Origin of the sequence: Xanthobacter aminoxidans (assembly GCF_043193615.1) — a bacterium.
Taxonomy (GTDB): domain Bacteria; phylum Pseudomonadota; class Alphaproteobacteria; order Rhizobiales; family Xanthobacteraceae; genus Xanthobacter; species Xanthobacter aminoxidans.
The window spans coordinates 378,372-397,487 of sequence record NZ_JBAFUS010000004.1; the positions used below are offsets into that span (position 1 = coordinate 378,372).

At 68.7% G+C, this 19,116-nt stretch carries 14 protein-coding genes; 4 read left to right on the forward strand and 10 right to left on the reverse strand.

The window, feature by feature from the left end:
* Positions 1-16: 16 nt before the first annotated feature.
* The 6 genes from V5F74_RS20450 to V5F74_RS20475 all read right to left on the reverse strand — a co-directional run bounded on the left by V5F74_RS20450 (position 17) and on the right by V5F74_RS20475 (position 6,729).
* Positions 17-1,768, reverse strand: a complete 1,752-nt coding sequence (locus tag V5F74_RS20450; protein WP_394009853.1) for a NirA family protein — start codon at positions 1,766-1,768, stop codon at positions 17-19.
* 22 nt (positions 1,769-1,790) lie between these two features.
* Positions 1,791-3,005 (reverse strand): NAD(P)/FAD-dependent oxidoreductase, encoded by a 1,215-nt coding sequence (locus tag V5F74_RS20455; RefSeq protein WP_394009854.1) that lies wholly within the window; start codon positions 3,003-3,005, stop codon positions 1,791-1,793.
* A gap of 10 nt (positions 3,006-3,015) precedes the next feature.
* Positions 3,016-3,441, reverse strand: a complete 426-nt coding sequence (locus tag V5F74_RS20460; RefSeq protein WP_394009868.1) for a globin family protein — start codon at positions 3,439-3,441, stop codon at positions 3,016-3,018.
* Between the two features lie 142 nt (positions 3,442-3,583).
* A complete protein-coding gene (locus V5F74_RS20465) occupies positions 3,584-4,378 on the reverse strand; it encodes an ABC transporter ATP-binding protein (RefSeq protein WP_374254780.1) in 795 nt (264 codons plus the stop codon).
* 10 nt (positions 4,379-4,388) lie between these two features.
* A complete protein-coding gene (ntrB, locus tag V5F74_RS20470) occupies positions 4,389-5,294 on the reverse strand; it encodes a nitrate ABC transporter permease (RefSeq protein ID WP_250164975.1) in 906 nt (301 codons plus the stop codon).
* Positions 5,295-5,364: 70 nt separating this feature from the next.
* The gene (locus V5F74_RS20475; RefSeq protein ID WP_394009855.1) at positions 5,365-6,729 is read right to left on the reverse strand and encodes a CmpA/NrtA family ABC transporter substrate-binding protein; all 1,365 of its coding nucleotides are present in this window, start codon (positions 6,727-6,729) and stop codon (positions 5,365-5,367) included.
* Positions 6,730-7,224: 495 nt separating this feature from the next.
* On the opposite strand from V5F74_RS20475, the gene polA reads away from it, so the two are divergent.
* From polA to cysG, 3 genes are all read left to right on the forward strand, one after another.
* Positions 7,225-10,215 (forward strand): DNA polymerase I, encoded by a 2,991-nt coding sequence (gene polA / locus V5F74_RS20480; protein WP_394009856.1) that lies wholly within the window; start codon positions 7,225-7,227, stop codon positions 10,213-10,215.
* Positions 10,216-10,425: 210 nt separating this feature from the next.
* Positions 10,426-10,770: a RidA family protein gene (locus V5F74_RS20485; protein WP_394009857.1), complete on the forward strand. Its 345-nt coding sequence runs from the start codon at positions 10,426-10,428 to the stop codon at positions 10,768-10,770.
* Positions 10,771-11,016: 246 nt separating this feature from the next.
* Positions 11,017-12,510, forward strand: coding sequence for a siroheme synthase CysG (gene cysG / locus V5F74_RS20490; protein WP_394009858.1), 1,494 nt, complete (start codon positions 11,017-11,019; stop codon positions 12,508-12,510).
* A 45-nt stretch (positions 12,511-12,555) separates the two neighbouring features.
* Here the strand turns inward: cysG and V5F74_RS20495 are convergent, their stop codons facing one another.
* The gene (locus tag V5F74_RS20495; protein ID WP_394009859.1) at positions 12,556-14,229 is read right to left on the reverse strand and encodes an electron transfer flavoprotein-ubiquinone oxidoreductase; all 1,674 of its coding nucleotides are present in this window, start codon (positions 14,227-14,229) and stop codon (positions 12,556-12,558) included.
* Between the two features lie 190 nt (positions 14,230-14,419).
* Between V5F74_RS20495 and V5F74_RS20500 the strand changes: the two genes are divergently transcribed.
* Positions 14,420-15,322 carry a uracil-DNA glycosylase gene (locus V5F74_RS20500; RefSeq protein ID WP_394009860.1) on the forward strand — a complete coding sequence of 301 codons (903 nt, stop codon included), beginning with the start codon at positions 14,420-14,422 and terminating at the stop codon, positions 15,320-15,322.
* A 222-nt stretch (positions 15,323-15,544) separates the two neighbouring features.
* Here V5F74_RS20500 and V5F74_RS20505 read toward each other — a convergent pair whose 3' ends face one another.
* The 3 genes from V5F74_RS20505 to glxR all read right to left on the reverse strand — a co-directional run bounded on the left by V5F74_RS20505 (position 15,545) and on the right by glxR (position 19,057).
* Positions 15,545-16,009, reverse strand: coding sequence for a CYTH domain-containing protein (locus V5F74_RS20505; RefSeq protein WP_029556689.1), 465 nt, complete (start codon positions 16,007-16,009; stop codon positions 15,545-15,547).
* A gap of 225 nt (positions 16,010-16,234) precedes the next feature.
* Entirely contained in the window at positions 16,235-17,752 is a 1,518-nt protein-coding gene (pyk, locus tag V5F74_RS20510; protein ID WP_051678950.1) for a pyruvate kinase, read from the reverse strand.
* A 417-nt stretch (positions 17,753-18,169) separates the two neighbouring features.
* Positions 18,170-19,057, reverse strand: a complete 888-nt coding sequence (glxR, locus tag V5F74_RS20515; RefSeq protein WP_394009861.1) for a 2-hydroxy-3-oxopropionate reductase — start codon at positions 19,055-19,057, stop codon at positions 18,170-18,172.
* Positions 19,058-19,116: the final 59 nt, after the last annotated feature.

Sequence of the window (19,116 nt, forward strand, 5' to 3'; positions counted from 1 at the left end):
GCCGGAACGCCTGCGCTCATGCCGCAGCCGCCAGCGCCTTCAGCGCGTCGGGGTCGAGGCGGCGGGTGAAGTCGGCGAAGCTTTCGCCCGCGGCGCGGTGGGCCTGCCAGCTCTTGAGCAGGCGTTCCACCACGGCCGGGGCGTCGTCCGCCGGCACATATTGGTAAAGCTCGCGGGCGATGGCGGCCGCGCTGCCGAAGCCTCCGCCGACGAGGATGTGATAGCCGTCCACCGTGTCCCCGTCGTCATTGACTGGCACCCGCGCCCCGATCAGCCCGATATCGCCGATATAGTGCTGGGCGCAGGAATTGTGGCAGCCGGTGACGTGGATGTTCACCGGCCCGTCGAGGGCGACCCGCTCTTCGCAATGGGCCAGGATGGCCCGCGCGGTGCCCTTGGTATCGGCCGCCGCGAAGCGGCAGCCCTTCGCCCCGGTGCAGGCGACGATGCCCGCCTGGAGCGGCGTTGCCTTGGTGGTGAGGCCGAGGGCCTCCACCGCGTCCGTGACGGCCGCGATATCGGCATCGGCGACGCCGGAAATGAGCAGATTCTGCCAGACGGTGAGGCGGATATCTCCGTCGCCGAAGCGGGCCGAGATGTCGGCGAGCCCGCGCATCTGCGCCGCGCTCATGCGGCCCACGGGCGTGCCGACGCCCACATAATTCAACCCCGCCTGCTTCTGCGGATGGACGCCGAGATGGGCGAGCCGGTCCGGCTCCGCGCGCGGCTTCACCGCCTCGGCGGCAAGGCGGGTGAAGGGGCGGCCGAGCTTTTCCTCCACCCGCTTCAGGAAGCCGTCGAAGCCCATGGAATCGAGCGCATATTTCAGCCGCGCCTTCTTGCGGTCGGTGCGGTCGCCGGTGTCGATGAAGGCGCGCACGATGGCCGCCGCAACGTCCACCGTTTCCTCCGGCCGCACGACGATGCCGGTGTCGCGGGCGAAATCCTTGTGGCCGGTGATGCCGCCCAGCACGAGGCGCAGCCAGACGCCGGGGGCGATGCCGAAGCCGTCCATCACCTCCACCGCCTGGAAGCCGATGTCGTTGGTGTCCTCCAGCGCGCCGATGGTGCCGGCGCCGTCGAACGCCACGTTGAACTTGCGCGGCAGGCCGTACATGTCGCGGCTATTGAGGATGTAGTGGTGCCACGCGCTCGCCAGCGGGCGGGTGTCGAGCAGTTCCTGCGGGTCGATGCCGGCGGTGGGGGTGCCGGTGACATTGCGGATATTGTCCGCCCCCGAGCCCTTGGCCGTGAGGCCGAGGGAGACCAGCCCCTCCAGCACGGCAATGCCGTCGGTGGGCGGGATCTCGCGGATCTGCAGGTTCGCGCGGGTGGTGATGTCGGTGAAGCCACCGCCGTGGCGCTCCGCGATGTCGGCGACGCCCCGGAACTGCCAGTGGGTGAGGATGCCGCCGGGAATGCGCATGCGGCACATGAAGCTGTCCTGCGCCGGGGCGACATAGAACAGACCGTGATACTTCCAGCGCAGGATGTCCGGCCCCTTGGGGAAGACGCCGTCGCGGGCGGCGGCGCGCATGCGGTCATAGGCGTCGAGGCCCAGTTCCTCGCGCTTCGCCTTCTCCTCCGGGGTGAGCTTCTTTCCCGCCGCCTCGGTACGGGCCATGGCGCGATGGCTCGCGGCGTCGGGGCCGGTCATCTCGGCGACCGGCGCAGCGGCGGGCGCGCCGCGGGCGATCTGCACGGCCTTGGCGCCGGAGACGAAGCCTTCCAGATAGCGCTTCTGGTCGGTGGTGAAATCGGCGCCCATGGGGTTTCCTTTCTTCTTCTTGTCAGGCTGCGGCCGCCACCGCATCGCGGCCGAACGCAAGCTCGGTGCGCATGGCGGCGATGGGGGTGCGGCGGGTGATGAGGTCGAGGTAGAAGAGGCCGTCCGCCGTGTCGCCGAACAGCACGGCGCCGGCTAGAACGCCGTCCTTCACGATGAGCCGGCGGTAGATGCCGAGGCCGCGATCGGTGAGCACGATGTCCTCCGTGCCCGCGCCGCCGGTGACGTCGCCGGCGGAGAAGACGGGCACGCCCGACACCTTGAGATTGGTGGAAACCACGGAACCCGCGTAGCGCGCATCCTCCCCGGCGAGGCGGCGGGCGAGCACGCCGGCCTGCTCATAGGCCGGGGCGACGAGGCCGTAGGTCATGCCGCGATGCTCGGCGCATTCGCCGATGGCGAAGATGTCGGGATCGGACGAGGCGAGGGTGTCGTCCACCACGATGCCGCGCTTCACCTCCAGCCCCGCCCCACGGGCGAGGTCCGCATTGGGGATGACGCCGCAGGCCACCACCAGGATGTCGGCGGGAAGGACGCGGCCGTCCTTCAGGCGCAGGCCGGTGACGTGGCTCTCGCCCTCGATGGCTTCGCTCGCGGCGCCCAGCAGCACCTCGATGCCCTTGGCCTCCACGGCGCGTCGGAGGAAGCCGCCGGCCGCGACGTCCAGCTGGCGCTCCATCAGCCGGTCCATGAGATGGACGAGGCGGGTCTCGACGCCCGCACCCGCAAGCCCGGCGGCGGCCTCGATGCCCAGCAGCCCGCCGCCGATGACCACGGCGCGCGTGCCGGGCACGGCGGCAGCGGCCAGCAGGGCTTCCACGTCCTTCAAATCGCGGAAGGTGTGGACGCCGGGCAGCTCCATGCCGGGCAGCGGCAGGCGGATGGGGTGGGAGCCGGTGGCCAGCACCAGCTTGCCGAAGGGCAGGCGGCGGCCGTCCGCCAGCACCACGTCGCGGGCGGCGCGGTCGATGGCGGCGGCGGGGGTGCCGTATTGCAGCGTCACGCCCCGTTCGCGCCACCATTGCGCGGGCTTCATCTCCGCCTCGGCGGCGCTCATGTGGCCGGCGAGCACTTCGGAGAGCAGCACGCGGTTATAGGCAAGGTGCGGCTCCGCCCCGATTACCGCCACGGCGTGGCGGCCCAGCGCGCGCCGGGTCAGCTCCTCGCAGAGCTTCGCGGCGGCCATGCCGTTGCCGATGACGAGAAGGGGCTCGCTCACGTGCCTCTCCTCACTCGGCCGCGACCGGCGCCTTGGCGGCGGCGGCGATCATGACGGAGGAGAGGATGCCGTAGGCTTCCCCCCAGGCTTCCTTGGTCTCGGGCGTGAAGTCGGGGCCGAGGCCGCGCTCCAGCGTCCAGATGAGCGCGGCGCCGACGGGGGCGTAGTGCTCGTCCTTCACGCCATAGGCCACATGCTTGCGGGCGAGGCTCTCGGCGGCGGGGACGATCTTGCCGAGATCGCTGAGGCCGGCGACGACGAGGCCCAGCGTCGCCATGAGCTTGGCGCCCTGGAGGCTCATGTCGCCCTTGAACAGGGGCTTCACCTGCGGCGCGATCTCGAACAGCCGGCCGTAGAAGACGGCGGCGGCGGTGTCGGCGATGGGCACCACCTTGGCGAACGAGTCCTGGATCAGCTCGATCTGGTGCGGGGTCAGGCTCATGGCAAAACTCCTGATGAAGGGCGCGCGAACCCGTGCGCGCCGGTTGGGCGCGTGGTCTCGGCGGTCTAGGAGGACGGCGCGGGCAGGCCCGCGCCTCTATTGCGCGTCGATGGCGCGGACAGGCCGCGCCTTTGCGTCAGGCGGCCTCGACGAAGCGGTGGCGCTCGTGGAGGAATTTCAGCACCGCCTCGCGGGCCTTGAGGTATGTGGGGTTGGTCACCAGCTCGAGGCGCTTGCGCGGGCGGGGCAACTTCACCTCCAGCACCTCGCCCACATAGGCGGAGGGGCCGTTGGTCATCATCACGATGCGGTCGGAGAGCAGCACCGCCTCGTCCACGTCGTGGGTGATCATGAGGATGGTGTTGCCCAGCGTGGCGTGGATCTGCATCACGCTGTCTTGCAGGTGCGCGCGGGTGAGCGCATCCAGCGCGCCGAACGGCTCGTCCAGCAGCAGCACCTTCGGCTCCATGGCCAGCGCCCGGGCGATGCCGACGCGCTGCTTCATGCCGCCGGAGATTTCGGAGGGGCGCTTGTCCTTGGCATGGCCCATCTGCACGAGGTCGAGATTGTGCAGGGTCCAGTCGTGCCGCTCGGCGCGCGAGCGGGTGCCGGAGAACACCTTGTCCACCGCGAGGCGCACGTTGTCATAGACGGTGAGCCAGGGCAGCAGGGAGTGGTTCTGGAACACGACGGCGCGGTCCGGGCCGGGGGAATTCACCTCCCGCCCGTCGAGGATCACCCCGCCGGTGGTGGCGGAGGTGAGGCCGGCGACGATGTTCAACAAAGTGGACTTGCCGCAGCCGGAATGGCCGATGATGGAGACGTACTCGCCCTTGTCGATGTCGAGCGTCACCTCCTTCAGCACATTGGTGGAGGCGGAGCCGCGGGTGAAGGTCTTGTCGATGTGATCGAGCTTCAGATAGGCGCCCATGGAAGCCTCCTCAGGCAGCGGCGGTGCCGCGGGTTACGAAGGCGCCGACGGCGGCGATCATGCGGTCCAGAATGAAACCGGTGATGCCGACATAGAAGAGCGCCACGATGATGTCGCCGATGAGCGACGAGTTCCACGCATCCCAGATGAAGAAGCCGATGCCGACGCCGCCGATGAGCATCTCCGCCGCGATGATGGCGAGCCAGCTGAGGCCGATGCCGATGCGCAGGCCGGTGAAGATGTAGGGCGCGGCCGCCGGGATCATGATCTTCAGGAAGAATTCGATGGGGTTCAGCCGCAGCACCGCAGCAACGTTCCGGTAGTCCTGCGGGATGTTGCGGATGCCCACCGCCGTATTGATGATGATCGGCCAGATGGCGGTGATGAAGATGACGAACACCGCCGCCGGCTGGCCGTCGCGGAAGGCGGCCAGCGAGAGCGGCAGCCAGGCGAGCGGGGGCACGGTGCGCAGCACCTGGAACAGCGGGTCGAGCCCGCGCATGGCCCAGGTGGACTGGCCGATGAGCACCCCGAGGCCGACGCCCGCCACCGCCGCGAGGCTGTAGCCCACCGCCACCCGCTGGAGCGAGGCGAGGATGTGCCAGAACAGGCCCTTGTCGAGGCCGCCCCGGTCATAGAAGGGGTGGGCGATCAGCTCCCACGAATTCTGGATGATGGAGGAGGGCGGCGGCAGGGCCGAGCCCGGGGCGCTGCACAGGATCTGCCACAGGCCCAGGAGCAGGGCGATGACGACGATGGGCGGGACGATGTTGGCCGCGGCCGTCTTCAGCAAGGGCACGATCTTCTCCGCCAGCGCCGGGCGCTTGCGCGCCGGCATCTTCACCACCTGGGCTGCCGGGGCTTGCGCCATCTTGGCAGGCGAGGATTTTTCCAGCTTGAGGGCGGGCATGGACATGAATGCGTCTCCGGGTTCGGGGCAGGGGGCGCCGCCCCCGTGGTCTGGGATCAGGGGCGGCGCCGCGCGATCACGAAATCCGCTTGATGCCGAGGCTCGACAGATAGGCGGAGGGGTTTTCCGGATCGAAGACCTTGCCGTCGAAGAAGGTCTCCTTGCCGCGCGAGGTGGAGGTGGGGATCTCGGCCGCCGGCACGGAGAGAGCCTTCGCCGCCTCGCGCCACATGTCCTCGCGGTTCACCTTGGCGATGAGGGCCTTGGCGTCGTAATCGGGCTCGAACTTGCCCCAGCGCTGGTCCTCGGTGATGAACCACAGGTCGTGGCTCTGGTAGGGGTAGGACGCATTGTCCTGCCAATACTTCATCATGACCGGGCTCTTCTCGACCACGCGGCCGGTGCCGTAGTCGAACTTGCCCTTCATGCGGTCCACCACGTCGGCGACCGGCACGTTGATCCACTGGCGCTTGGCGCAGATGGCCGCGACTTCCTCGCGGTTTTCCATCTTGTCGCACCACATCTGGGCTTCCATCACCGCCTTCAGCAGCGCCATGGCGGCCTTGGGGTTCTTGTCCACATAGGCGGCGCGCATGCCGAGCGCCTTCTCCGGATGGTCCTTCCAGAGCTCGCCGGTGGTGACGGCGGTGTAGCCGATCTTCTGGTGGATGAGCTGCTCGTTCCACGGCTCGCAGACGCAGAAGCAGTCCATGGTGCCCACCTTCATGTTGGCCACCATCTGGGCCGGCGGGACGACGATGGTCTCGATGTCCTTGTCGGGATCGATGCCGCCGGCGGCGAGCCAGTAGCGGATCCACAGGTCATGGGTGCCACCGGGGAAGGTCATGGCGGCCTTCACCGACTTGCCGGAGGCCTTCTTCTTGTCCAGCGCTTCCTTGAAGGGCTTGGTGTCGAGGCCGATCTTGAGGTCGATATATTCCTGGCCCACCGAGATGCACTGGCTGTTCAGGTTCAGCCGGGAGAGGATGTACATGGGGGTGGGGACGTTGTTCTGCGTCACCTTGCCGGCGGAGATCAGGTAGGGCATGGGCGTGAGGATGTGGGCGCCGTCGATGCCGTTGCCCTCGGAGCCGAGCACCAGATTGTCGCGCGTGGTGCCCCAGGAGGCCTGCTTGGCCACCGTCACGTCGGTCATGCCGTATTTGTCGAACAGGCCCTTTTCCTTGGCCACGAACAGGGGCGCCGCATCGGTGAGGGCGATGAAGCCGAGCGTCGCCTTGTTGGTCTCCGGCGCCTCGGAGGCGTAGGCCGCCGGCACGCCGCCGGGGAAGGCCATGCGGATGCTCTCGAACAAAGCGGCGGTGCCCAGCGCCGCGGCCGTGCCCTTCAGCAGCGAGCGGCGCGAGACGCCGGCGGGGGTGGAGGCGTCGGCTTCGGTGGAGACGGTTTCGTTGGGCCCGGACTTGAAAGCGTCGCTCATGTTCTTTTCCCCTGGATCGGCAAAGGCGGACGCGGAGACCCGAAACGAAAAAAGCCGCGGACATGCTCACGACCTTCCGGTCATGGCTGTCAGCGGCTCTGCTGCGGGTCCCATCGTTGGGACGAATATGGGGCGCGGTCATCATCGACTGCGCCGCAGTGATAAAAGCAAGTGATGGGCCAAGTGCGCCCGGATGCTTAGGTCTCTGATTCCACGAATAAAATTAGATTGATGAAAAATTGGGCGTGCGCGGCGCCTGCACTTCCGTTGTTCATCTGATGATGCAGATGCCTGCGAAGTGTGCGCTGCGGCACGGCTTGGCCATTGGGCCGGCGGGCTTTCCCGCGCCGGCGGTGCGCATCTTCAGCGGGTGCCGCGGCACTTGTTCCTGGCCGCCCCCTCGGGCATCGTGCGCGCCTCGATCGACCCCCGATCTTGCGACCCCCGACCCCGACCCCTGATCGCCGCTGCCGCCGGACCTTTGAAGGACGCCCCATGTCCCCCTCTCCCCGCCCCCTCAAGCCCGGCGACCATGTGTTCCTGGTGGATGGCTCCTCCTTCGTGTTCCGCGCCTATTTCCAGTCCATCAACCAGGACCGGAAGTACAATTTCCGCTCGGACCGGCTACCCACGGGCGCGGTGCGCCTCTTCTGCACCAAGCTGTTCCAGTTCGTGCGCGACGGGGCCGTGGGCATCCGCCCCACCCACCTCGCCATCGTCTTCGACAAGTCGGAGGATTCGTTCCGCAAGGAGCTCTATCCCGACTACAAGGCCAACCGCTCCGAGCCGCCGGACGAGCTGATTCCCCAGTTCCCGCTCATGCGCGAGGCGGTGCGCGCCTTCGGCCTCATCCCGGTGGAGCAGGCGCGCTACGAGGCGGATGACATCATCGCCACCTATGCCGAGCAGGCGGTGAAGGCCGGGGCGGACGTGCTCATCGTCTCCGCCGACAAGGACCTGATGCAGCTCATCGGCCCCAAGGTCGCCATGTACGATCCCGCCTCGGGCGAGAGCGGCGGGCGTGGGGCGCGCCCCGAGCGGCGCATCGGCCTCGGCGAGGTCGTGGAATATTTCGGCGTGCCGCCGGAGAAGGTCACGGACGTGCAGGCGCTGGCCGGTGACAGCACCGACAATGTGCCCGGCGTGCCCGGCATCGGCATCAAGACCGCCGCGCAGCTCATCGCCGAATATGGCGATCTCGAAACGCTGCTCGCCCGCGCGGGCGAGATCAAGCAGCCCAAGCGCCGCGAGTCGCTCCTGAACAATCAGGAGGCCGCGCGCATCTCCAAGCAGCTCGTCACGCTGGTGCGCGACGTGGCGGTGGAAGTGCCGCTGGAAGACCTCGTGCTGGAAGACCCGGACGCGAAGCGCCTCATCTCCTTCCTCAAGGCCATGGAATTCACCACCATCACCCGCCGCGTGGCCGAGGCCTATGGCGTGGAAGCCGGCGAGGTGGAGCCGGACCCGAAACTGGCGCCCAGCGGCGGCGATCTCTTCGCCCCCGCCGCTGCGCCCACCGCAGACGGCGAAGCGCCGGCCGCCGCCGCCCAACCCGGCGCTGCTCCCGCCGCCCCCAGCGGCACGCCCACCCCCTCCGATCTCGCCCACCAGCGCGCGCAGGCCGCGCGGGCGACGCCGGTGGATCGCAAGGCCTACCGCACCATCCTCGATCTCGCCGAGCTGAAAGCGTGGTGTGCCAAGGCCATGGACCTCGGCGTGGTCGCCTTCGACACCGAGACCAATTCGCTGGACCCCATGCAGGCGGACCTCGTGGGCGTCTCGCTCGCGCTCTCGCCCAACGAGGCCTGCTACATCCCGCTGCTGCACCAGGGCGCGGGCGACGGCCTGTTCTCCGAGGGCCTGCTGCCGGGGCAGATCTCGCTCGGCGATGCCATCGCGGCCCTGAAGCCCATGCTCGAGGACAAGGGCACCCTCAAGATCGGGCACAATGTGAAGTATGACGAGGCGGTGCTGGCCCGCCACGGCATCGACGTCGCGCCCATCGACTGCACCATGTGCATGTCCTACGCGCTGGACGCCGGCAAGAACGGCCACGGCATGGACGAGCTTTCCGTCCTCCACCTCGGCCATCAGCCCATCGGCTATTCCGAGGTGACGGGGAAGGGCAAGGCGCAGATCACCTTCGACAAGGTGGCGCTGGAGCCCGCCACGGCCTACGCCGCCGAGGATGCGGACGTGACGCTGCGCCTGTGGCAGGTGCTCAAACCCCGCCTTGCCGCCGAGGGGCGCACCACCGTCTACGAGACGCTGGAGCGGCCCCTTATTCCCGTGCTGGCGCGCATGGAATCCCGCGGCATCGCCATCGACAAGGCCATGCTGGCGCGCCTCTCCTCCGAATTCGCGCAGGGCGCGGCGCGGGTGGAGGACGAGATCGCGGAACTCGCCGGCGAGCGGCTGAACGTGGGCTCGCCGAAGCAGATGGGCGACATATTGTTCGGCAAGATGGGCCTCCCCGGCGGCACCAAGACCGCCACCGGCATGTGGTCCACCAAGGCCACCGCGCTGGAGGAGCTGGCCGAGCTGGGCCACAAGCTGCCGCAGAAGATCCTGGAATGGCGCCAGCTCTCCAAGCTGCGCTCCACCTATACGGACGCGCTGCCGAACTTCGTGCATCCGCAGACGAAGCGCGTCCACACCTCCTACGCGCTGGCCGCCACCACCACCGGGCGGCTCTCCTCCTCCGATCCCAACCTCCAGAACATCCCCGTGCGCACCGAGGAAGGCCGGCGCATCCGTCGCGCCTTCGTGGCGGAGGAGGGCAACCTCCTCGTCTCGGCGGACTATTCGCAGATCGAGCTGCGGCTTTTGGCCGAGATCGCCGAGATCCCGGCGCTGCGGCAGGCCTTCACCGAGGGGCTGGACATCCACGCCATGACGGCTTCGGAAATGTTCGGCGTGCCGGTGAAGGACATGCCGGGGGAAATCCGCCGACGGGCGAAGGCCATCAATTTCGGCATCATCTACGGCATCTCCGCCTTCGGCCTCGCCAACCAGCTGGGCATTCCGCGCGAGGAGGCGGGGCAGTACATCAAGCGCTATTTCGAACGCTTCCCCGGCATCCGCGATTACATGGAGGAGACCAAGACCTTCTGCCGCGAGCACGGATACGTGGAGACTTTGTTCGGCCGGCGCTGCCACTATCCCGACATCGCGGCGAAGAACCCCTCGCTCCGCGCCTTCAACGAGCGCGCCGCCATCAATGCCCGCCTCCAGGGCACGGCCGCCGACATCATCCGCCGCGCCATGATCCGCATGGAGCCGGCGCTGGTTGAGGCGGGCCTGTCCGCCCGCATGCTGTTGCAGGTGCACGACGAACTGGTGTTCGAGGTGCCGGAGGCCGAGGCGGAGGCCACCATTCCCGTGGTGCGCCACGCCATGGAGACGGCGGCCGCCCCCGCCGTCCATCTCGCCGTGCCGCTGAAGGTGGACGCGCGGGCGGCGAAGAACTGGGAAGAGGCGCACTGAGGCCTATTCCCGCTGTCATGCCCCGGCTTGTCCGGGGCATCCACCGGGCCGACGGCCGGCTCTCCGATTGTCGAGACCGCGCCCGGCCACAGCTGGATCCCCCGCACAAGGCGGGGGATGACGCCGGAACGAGGTGAGACACCCGTCGCCATTGACGCCTCCGCCCCGGATGCTGCTAAACACCCGCCATCCCCAACAAGAGGACACATCATGAGCATCGAACGGCTCGACAAGGGCGCCCGCATGAGCGAGGCGGTGATCCACGGCAACACCGTCTATCTCGCCGGCCAGGTGGCCGAGGGGCCGGACGTGGAGAGCCAGACCAAGGCCGTGCTCGCCTCCATCGACAGCCTGCTGGCCCGCGCCGGCACCGACAAGTCGCGCATCCTCACCGCGACCATCTGGCTGTCGGACATCAAGAATTTCGCCGGCATGAACCGCGTGTGGGACACCTGGGTGGACAAGGCCAATCCCCCCGCCCGCGCCACCAGCGAAGGCAAGCTCGCCGCGCCGCAGTTCCTGGTCGAGATCATCGTCGTCGCCGCCCGCGGCTGATCTCAGGGCTCCCTCTCCCCTCGAAGTCAGCTTTTGCCGACTTCGGTTTTCACGAAATGAACTCGGCATCAGCCGAGTTCATGCGGGAGAGGGCTGGGGTGAGGGGTATGGCGCCGTTTGTCCGGCTCTGCGAGAGCCGCGCGCGCCCCCTCACCCCCATCCCCTCTCCCGCGAGGGGAGAGGGGTGGCGCCCGGCGGACTTGGAGCTTACCCTTTCCGAACAACAAGCTTTTTGGAGCTTTTCCCATGGCCGCCCCCGGCGCCGAATCCAGCAGCCCCCGTGCCCCGCGTGAGACGCGGCAGGCGCGCATGGAGGCGCTTGCGCGCCTGCCGCTGTTCTTCGGTCTTGAGGGCCGGCGCGTGCTGGTGGCGGGCGGCGGCGAGCCGGCGGCCTGGAAGGCGGAGCTTCTCTCCGCCGCCGGGGCGCGGGTGGAGGTGATCGCCCCCGCCGTCTGCGAGGACATCTGGCGGCTGGCCGGCGCACCGACCCACGGCGCCATCGCCGTGCATGTGCGCGAGTGGCACGCCGACGACATCGCGGGCGCCGCCCTCGCCATCGGCGATTTCGAGGATGCGGACGCGGCCGAGCGCTTTTACGCCGCCGCCCGCGCGGCCGGTGTGCCGGTGAACGTCATCGACCGGCCGGCTTTGTGCGACTTCACCTTCGGGGCGATCGTGAACCGCTCGCCCCTCGTGGTGGGCATCTCCACGGATGGCGCCGCCCCCGTGTTCGGGCAGGCGGTGCGGGCCAAGATCGAGGCGCTGCTGCCCTCCGGCTTCCGCGCCTGGGCGCAGGCGGCGAAGACGTGGCGCGCGGCGGTGACCGAGCGCGGCCTCTCCTTCCACGCCCGCCGCGCCTTCTGGGAGCGTTTCGCGGCGAAAGCCCTCGCCGAGCCCCATCGTGCGCCGGAGGAGGCCGACCGCGCCGCTTTGTTCGCCGCGCTCGAGACGCAGGGCTCAATACCGCACGGCGGCTCGGTGGTGCTGGTGGGCGCGGGGCCGGGCGATCCCGAGCTTCTGACGCTGAAGGCCGTGCGCGCGCTGCAATCGGCGGACGTTGTGCTCTATGACGACCTCGTGTCCGGCGCGATCCTCGATTTCGCCCGGCGCGAGGCGAAGAAGATGCTGGTGGGCAAGACCGGCTACGGCCCCTCCTGCAAGCAGGACGACATCAACGCGCTGATGGTGGAGCTCGCCCGCGAAGGCCGCCGCGTGGTGCGCCTGAAGGGCGGCGAGCCCATGATCTTCGGCCGGGCCGGCGAGGAGATCGCCCATTGCCGCGCGGCCGGCGTGCCGGTGGAGGTGGTGCCGGGCATCTCCTCCCCGCAGGGCGCGGCGAGCCGCCTCGTCACCTCCCTCACCCATCGCGACCATGCGCGGCGGCTGCAATTCGTCACCGCCCATGCCCGCGACGGGAAGCTGCCCGCCGATCTCGACTTCAAGGCGCTCTCCGACAAGGCGGCCACCACCGTCGTCTACATGCCGCGCCGGACCCTGCCGGACCTCGTGCGCAATCTCATGTCCGCCGGCATCGAGCCGGCGACCCCGGCCGTGGCCATCTTCTCGGTCACGCGGCCGGAGGAGAAGGTGGTGATCGCCACCGTCGCCAGCCTCGTGGAGGCCGTGACCCGCGCCGTGGACGAAGGGGCGGACGGCCCCTGCCTCGTGCTCTACGGCCATGCCCTGTCGGAAGTCGCGGCGCAGGACCTGCCGCAGGCGGCCGAGGCCGCGCGGGGATAGGGCAAGGCGGATGCCCCGGACGAGCCGGGGCATGACGACCCATCCTCACATGTTCGGATAGTTCGGCCCACCGCCGCCTTCCGGCGCCGTCCAGGTGATGTTCTGGTTGGGGTCCTTGATGTCGCACGTCTTGCAGTGGACGCAGTTCTGCGCGTTGATCTGGAAGCGCGGGGCATCCGCCCCCTCCTCGATCCACTCATAGACGCCGGCGGGGCAATAGCGGTTGGAGGGGCCGGCGTAGACGTCGTGCTCGGACGCCTTCTGCAAAGCCATGTCCTTCACGACAAGATGCACCTGCTGGTTCTCCTCGTGGTTGGTGTTCGAGAGGAACACCGAGGAGAGCTTGTCGAAGGTCAGCACGCCATCGGGGCGGGGATACTGGATCTTCTTGCAGTCCTTGGCCGGCTTCAGCGAGGCGGCGTCGGTCTTGCCGTGCTTCAGCGTGCCGAACAGCGAGAAGCCGAACGTGTTGGTCCACATGTCCAGCGCGCCCAGCGAAATGCCGACGAAGGTGCCGAGCTTGGACCACAGCGGCTTCACGTTGCGCACCTTCTTCAGGTCCGCGCCGATGGCCGAGGAGCGCCAGGCCGCCTCGTAGCTCGCAATCTCGTCATGGCTGCGTTCGGCCGCGAGCGCGTCGAGCAGGTGGTCGGCGGCGAGCATGCCGGAGAGCACCGCATTGTGGCTGCCCTTGATGCGCGGCACGTTCACGAAGCCCGCCGCGCAGCCCACCAGCACGCCGCCGGGGAAGGAGAGCTTGGGCACGCTCTGGTACCCGCCCTCGGTGATGGCGCGGGCGCCGTAGGCGATGCGCTTGCCGCCCTCGAAGGTGTCGCGGAAGGTGGGATGGGTCTTGAAGCGCTGGAACTCGTCGAAGGGCGAGAGCCAGGGGTTCTGGTAGTTGAGGTGGACCACGAAGCCCACCACCACCTGCTCGTCGTCGATGTGGTAGAGGAAGGCGCCGCCGCCGGTCTTGCCGTCGAGCGGCCAGCCGAAGGCGTGCTGCACGAGGCCGGGCTTGTGCTTCTCCGGCTTTACCTTCCAGAGTTCCTTCAGGCCGATGCCGAACTTCTGCACGTCGCGGCCGGCGCCCAGGTCGTATTTGGCGATGATCTGCTTGGTGAGGTGCCCGCGCGCGCCCTCGGCGAACACGGTGTAGCGGCCGCGCAATTCCATGCCGCGGGTGAATTCGCCCTTGGGGACGCCGTTCTTGTCCACGCCCATGTCGCCGGTGGCGATGCCGGTGACGGCGCCCTTGTCGTCATAGAGGATTTCGTCGGCGGCGAAGCCGGGGTAGATCTCCACCCCCAGCGCCTCGGCCTTCTGGGCGAGGAAGCGGCAGACATTGCCCAGCGAGCCGACGAAATTGCCGTGATTGTTCATCAGCGGCGGCATGGCGAAATTGGGCAGGCGGACACCGCCGGCCGGGCCGAGCAGGTAGAAGGCGTCGTCCGTGACCTGCACGGTGAGGGGCGCATCCGCCTCCGCGCGCCAGCCGGGAACGAGGGCGTCGAGGCCCACCGGGTCGATGACTGCGCCGGACAGGATATGGGCGCCGACTTCCGAGCCCTTCTCCACCACCACGACGGAGATGTCGGTGCCGCGCTCGGCGGCCTGCTGCTTCAGGCGGATGGCGGTGGCAAGGCCCGCAGGGCCGGCGCCGACCACCACCACATCATAATCCATGCCTTCGCGCTCAGGCAGCTCCGCCGCGCTCATACGCCTGCTCCCGTCCGTCAATCCCGTTGATTGGACTTTTTCCACGACACGCCGGCAAAGACAACCGCGCACTGCCGTTTAGGGCAACATCTTTCCGTATGTGGGAATATAATGCCGCCGCGCTGGAAAGTGTGGTGCGGCGCGGCATGCCGGGCTTCGCGCTGGGCGCTTCAATGGCTAAAAGGAATTCATGAGCGTGACCGCCGACAGGGACTTCGCCGACTGGGCCGACATTCTCGCCTTCCACTGGGAGGCGGGCGTGGACGTGGCCATCGGCGAGGTGCCGGTGGACCGCTTCGCCGAGAGCGCCGCCGAGCCGAGCCGGTCCCGGCCCCAGGCGCCCCCGATGCGCGAGACCGGCTCCACCGGCGCGGCGTCCGGAGGCCCGGCGGGCTTTGCCCCGAGCCGCCCGGCCCCCTCCCGCAACCAGCCCGCGCGGCCCGCACCTCCGGCAACGCCCACCCTTGTGACCCAGCCGCCGGACGAGGCGGTGATGGGCGCCCGCGAGGCCGCCCGGGCCGCCGCGAGCCTCGACGAATTGAAGGCGATCCTCGACGGCTTCGAGGGCTGCGCGCTGAAGCGCACCGCGAGCCGGCTGGTGTTCGCCGATGGCAATCCGGCCGCGAAGGTCATGTTCGTGGGCGAGGCGCCGGGCCGCGACGAGGACCAGCAGGGCCTGCCCTTCGTCGGCCGCTCCGGCAAGCTGCTGGACCTGATGCTGGCCTCCATCGGCCTCGACCGCACCAGCGCCTACATCGCCAACGTCATTCCCTGGCGCCCGCCGGGCAACCGCACGCCGACGCCGCAGGAAACGGCGGTGTGCCTGCCCTTCATCGCCCGGCAGATCGAGCTGGCGGACCCGGATATTCTCGTGTGTCTGGGCGGCCCCTCGGCGCAGGCGCTGCTCGGCACCACCGAGGGCATCACCAGGCTGCGCGGCCGCTTCATGGATTACGACACCGGCACGCGCACCATCCGCGCCATCGCCACCTTCCACCCGGCCTACCTGCTGCGCACGCCACTCGGCAAGCGCTTCGCCTGGCGCGACATGCTGGCGGTGGAGGCGCTGCTGGCGGGGAAGGGCGGGGGCTGAGGGGGAGGCGGCGGGGGATTTCCTCTATGTCGCCGCGCCAGCCTTGGCGCTTTGAGCCAGCGTCATGGCCGGGCTTGTCCCGGCCATCCACGTCGGGCCGACGGATCACGCGTCAAAAGGCGTTCCCAGTCGAACCACGTGGATGCCCGGGACAAGCCCGGGCATGACGGCGCGTGGGAGGCGATGGCGGTGGTGTGCGATGGCAGCGCTCAGGCGCGCCCGCTACTTCCCATACCCCAGCGGGGCGCTGACCAGCGAGGAGTTGCGGTAGCGGGGGTCGGAGGTGACTTCCTCGCCCACCCAGTCGGGCAGGTCCACCTGCTGGTCGATACCGTCCAGTTCCACCTCGGCCATGACGAGGCCGTCATTCTCGCCCTCGAACACGTCCACGGTCCACAGGCGGCCGGCATGCTGGACGGAATAGCGGGTCTTCTCGATGAGCGGCCGGGCGCAGAGCGTCTCCAGCATCACCCGCGCATCCTCGACCGGGATGGGATATTCGAACTCGGCCCGCGCGAGGCCCTGCGTCTTGCCCTTCACGGTGATGAAGGCGTCGCCGTCGGCGATGCGGATGCGCACCGTCGCCCCATCCTGTGAGAGGTAGCCCTGGCGGATGGGCGTGGCGCGCGCGCCCGCCCGCCATGCGTGGGAGGTGACGAGGAACTTGCGCTCGATCTCGACGGGCATCTTTCGGCCGGTTGGGCTGTGGATGGCCCAGCATAGACCGAAGGGGGCGCCCCTCGTCCAGCCCCGCAGAGGACGTCCAACCCCCCATGTGGCCGAAGAAAACGATTTCAGACTGCCGCATGCGTCAACAGGCAGCACATTACGAAGCGTCGGCTCCGGTCAGGCTCATGCTTCGCAGCGATGGGAGCGCGCGCGGAACGTGCGCTCCCGATCATGCTGCACGCGTCAGGCGTGGGCCTTGGACTTGCTGCTCTTCGCCGCCCCGGTGTCGAAATCGTCCCGCGAGGGCGGGTTGGTGGCGCCGATGGTGGTGATGCGCATGATGTTGGTGGTGCCGGGCTTGGCGAAGGGCACGCCGGCGGTGATGGCGAGGCGGTCGCCCGGCTTGCCGAGGCCGTGCTCCACCGCGGTGCGCACGGCGGTGTCCACCATCTCGCCGAAGGAGTGGATGTCCTCCTTCATGTGCACGGCGTGCACGGCGTAGGACAAGGCGAGGCGCCGCGCGGTCTCGACCTTGGGGGTGAGGCCGAGGATCGGAATGGCGGGCCGCTCGCGCGCGGCGCGCAGGCCGGTGGTGCCCGACAGGGTGAAGGCGACGAAGGCCGAGGCATCCACCGCGATGGCGGCCTGATAGGTGGCCTTGGTCACGGCATCGCCGATGGTTTTGCCCCATTCCGACTGGGTGGCGTCGAGCACCTGCCGGTAGCCGGGATCGCACTCCACATGGCGGATGATGTCGTCCATGAAGGTCACGGCCTCCACCGGGAACTGGCCGGCGGCGGTCTCGGCGGAAAGCATCACGCAGTCCGCGCCCTCATAGACGGCGGTGGCCACGTCCGACACCTCGGCGCGGGTGGGCACGGGGGCGGTGATCATGGATTCCAGCATCTGCGTCGCCACGATCACCGGGCGGCCGTACTTGCGGGATTCCGCGATCATGCGCTTCTGCAGCGCCGGCACCTCGGCCAGCGACATTTCCACGCCGAGATCGCCGCGCGCCACCATGATGGCGTCGGACAGCTCCACCAGCTCGGTGAGATGCTCCACCGCGGCGGGCTTCTCCATCTTCAGCATGATGGCGGCGCGGTCCTTGATGAGGCCGCGCGCCTCGTGGATGTCCTCCGGCCGCTGCACGAAGGAGAGGGCGATCCACTCCACCCCCGCCTCGCAGGCGAATTCGAGGTCGTGGCGGTCCTTCTCCGTGAGGGGCGAGAGGGGCAGCACCACGTCGGGGATGTTGAAGCCCTTGTTGTTGGAGAGCTTGGTGCCCGCCACCACCTGGGCCTCCAGGAAGCCGGCGCCCTTCTTCACCACCTTCAGGCGCACCTTGCCATCGTCGCACAGCACGGTGGAGCCCACCGTGAGGGCCTCAAGGATGTCGGGGTGGGGAATGGGCACGCGGGTCTCGTCGCCGGGGCGATCGACGTCGGCATCGAAGTGGAGCACGTCACCCGCCTTGAGCGCGATGGAGCCGTCCTTGAAGCGGCCGATGCGGAGCTTGGGACCCTGCATGTCGGCGATGACGCCGATGGGCCGGTTCATCTCCTTCTCCAGCCGCCGGATGCGGGCCAGCACCTCGCCGTGATCGGCCTGGGTGCCGTGGGAGAAGTTGAGCCGGAACACGTCCACGCCGGCGAGGAACAGCGCCTTCAGCTTCTCTTCGCTGTTGGAGGCGGGCCCGACCGTGGCGACGATCTTGGTGGCGCGCTGGCGCTTGAGGGGGTGATGGCGCTTGTTGGGCATGTGTCGTCCTCCGGCTGGCGCGTTCGCGCTCGGTTCAGTGTCTTCTAGAGCATTTTCAGGCGAGGGGGGCTCTGGCTCTCATGAAGAAAATGCGTGAACTCAAGAGCCTGGCTCGCCTCCCGTCCGCCGAACGGCAATCGATGTAGTCGATATCATGCGCGTCTTTGATGTACGCATAAAGTCGCATAAACGGCAGCAGGGCTGACCGTTGCGGGCATCTCAGGCGTCCGTTTCGCCCCCCGTTCGGCGCCGGAGGTGGGGGCGCAATGTGAGGCGGCGGAGGCGCGCCGGGAACGCTGTCGGCGCGCCTCTTCCGAAGGGGTCGCGCGGACCCGTCCGGGATGCCGGCGGCGCGGGGGAGGAAACCGTCCGCGCCGCCAAGGGTGTCGTCGTGGTGCTGCGTGCGATCCGGCGCCCTCAGGCGTCCGGGGCCACGGTGTGGTTGGCCATCAGTTCGAGGGCCTTCACCATGGCGGAGTGGTCCCACTTGGAGCCGCCGTGGGCGGCGCAGGCGTTGAACAGCTCCTGGCAGGTGGCGGTGTTGGGCAGGCTCACGCCCAGCGCCTTGGCGCTCTGGAGGGCGAGGTTGAGGTCCTTCTGGTGCAGCTCGATGCGGAAGCCCGGATCGAAGGTGCGCTTCACCATGCGGTCGCCGTGGATCTCGAGGATCTTGGACGAGGCGAAGCCGCCCATGAGCGCCTCGCGCACCTTGGCCGGGTTGGCGCCGGCCTTGGAGGCGAACAGCAGGGCCTCGCCCACCGCCTCGATGGTCAGCGCGACGATGATCTGGTTGGCGACCTTGGTGGTCTGGCCGTCGCCATTGCCGCCGACGAGGGTGATGTTCTTGCCCATCTTCTCGAACAGGGGCTTCACGGTGTCGAACGCGCCATCCGGCCCGCCCACCATGATGGTGAGGGAGGCGGCCTTGGCGCCCACCTCGCCGCCGGAGACCGGGGCATCGAGATAGTCGCAGCCGAGCGCGTTGATCTTCTGCGCGAAGCCCTTGGTGGCGACCGGGGAGATGGAGCTCATGTCCACCACGATCTTGCCGGCCGAGAGGCCTTCGGCGACGCCGCCCTTGCCGAACAGCGCCTCTTCCACGTGCGGGGTATCCGGCACCATGGTGATGATGATGTCGGCCTGCTTCGCCACCTCGGCGGAGGAGGCGCAGGTGGTCGCGCCCTTGGCGGTCAGCGCCTCGGGCACCTTCACCACGTCATAGACGAACAGCGTGTGCCCGGCGTCGATGAGGTGGCCGGCCATGGGGGCGCCCATGATGCCAAGGCCGATGAATCCCACGTTCATGTGCGTTTCTCCTGAAGAGTGCTTTTGCGTATTGGCGAGGGCTTCTCCCCTCTCCCCTC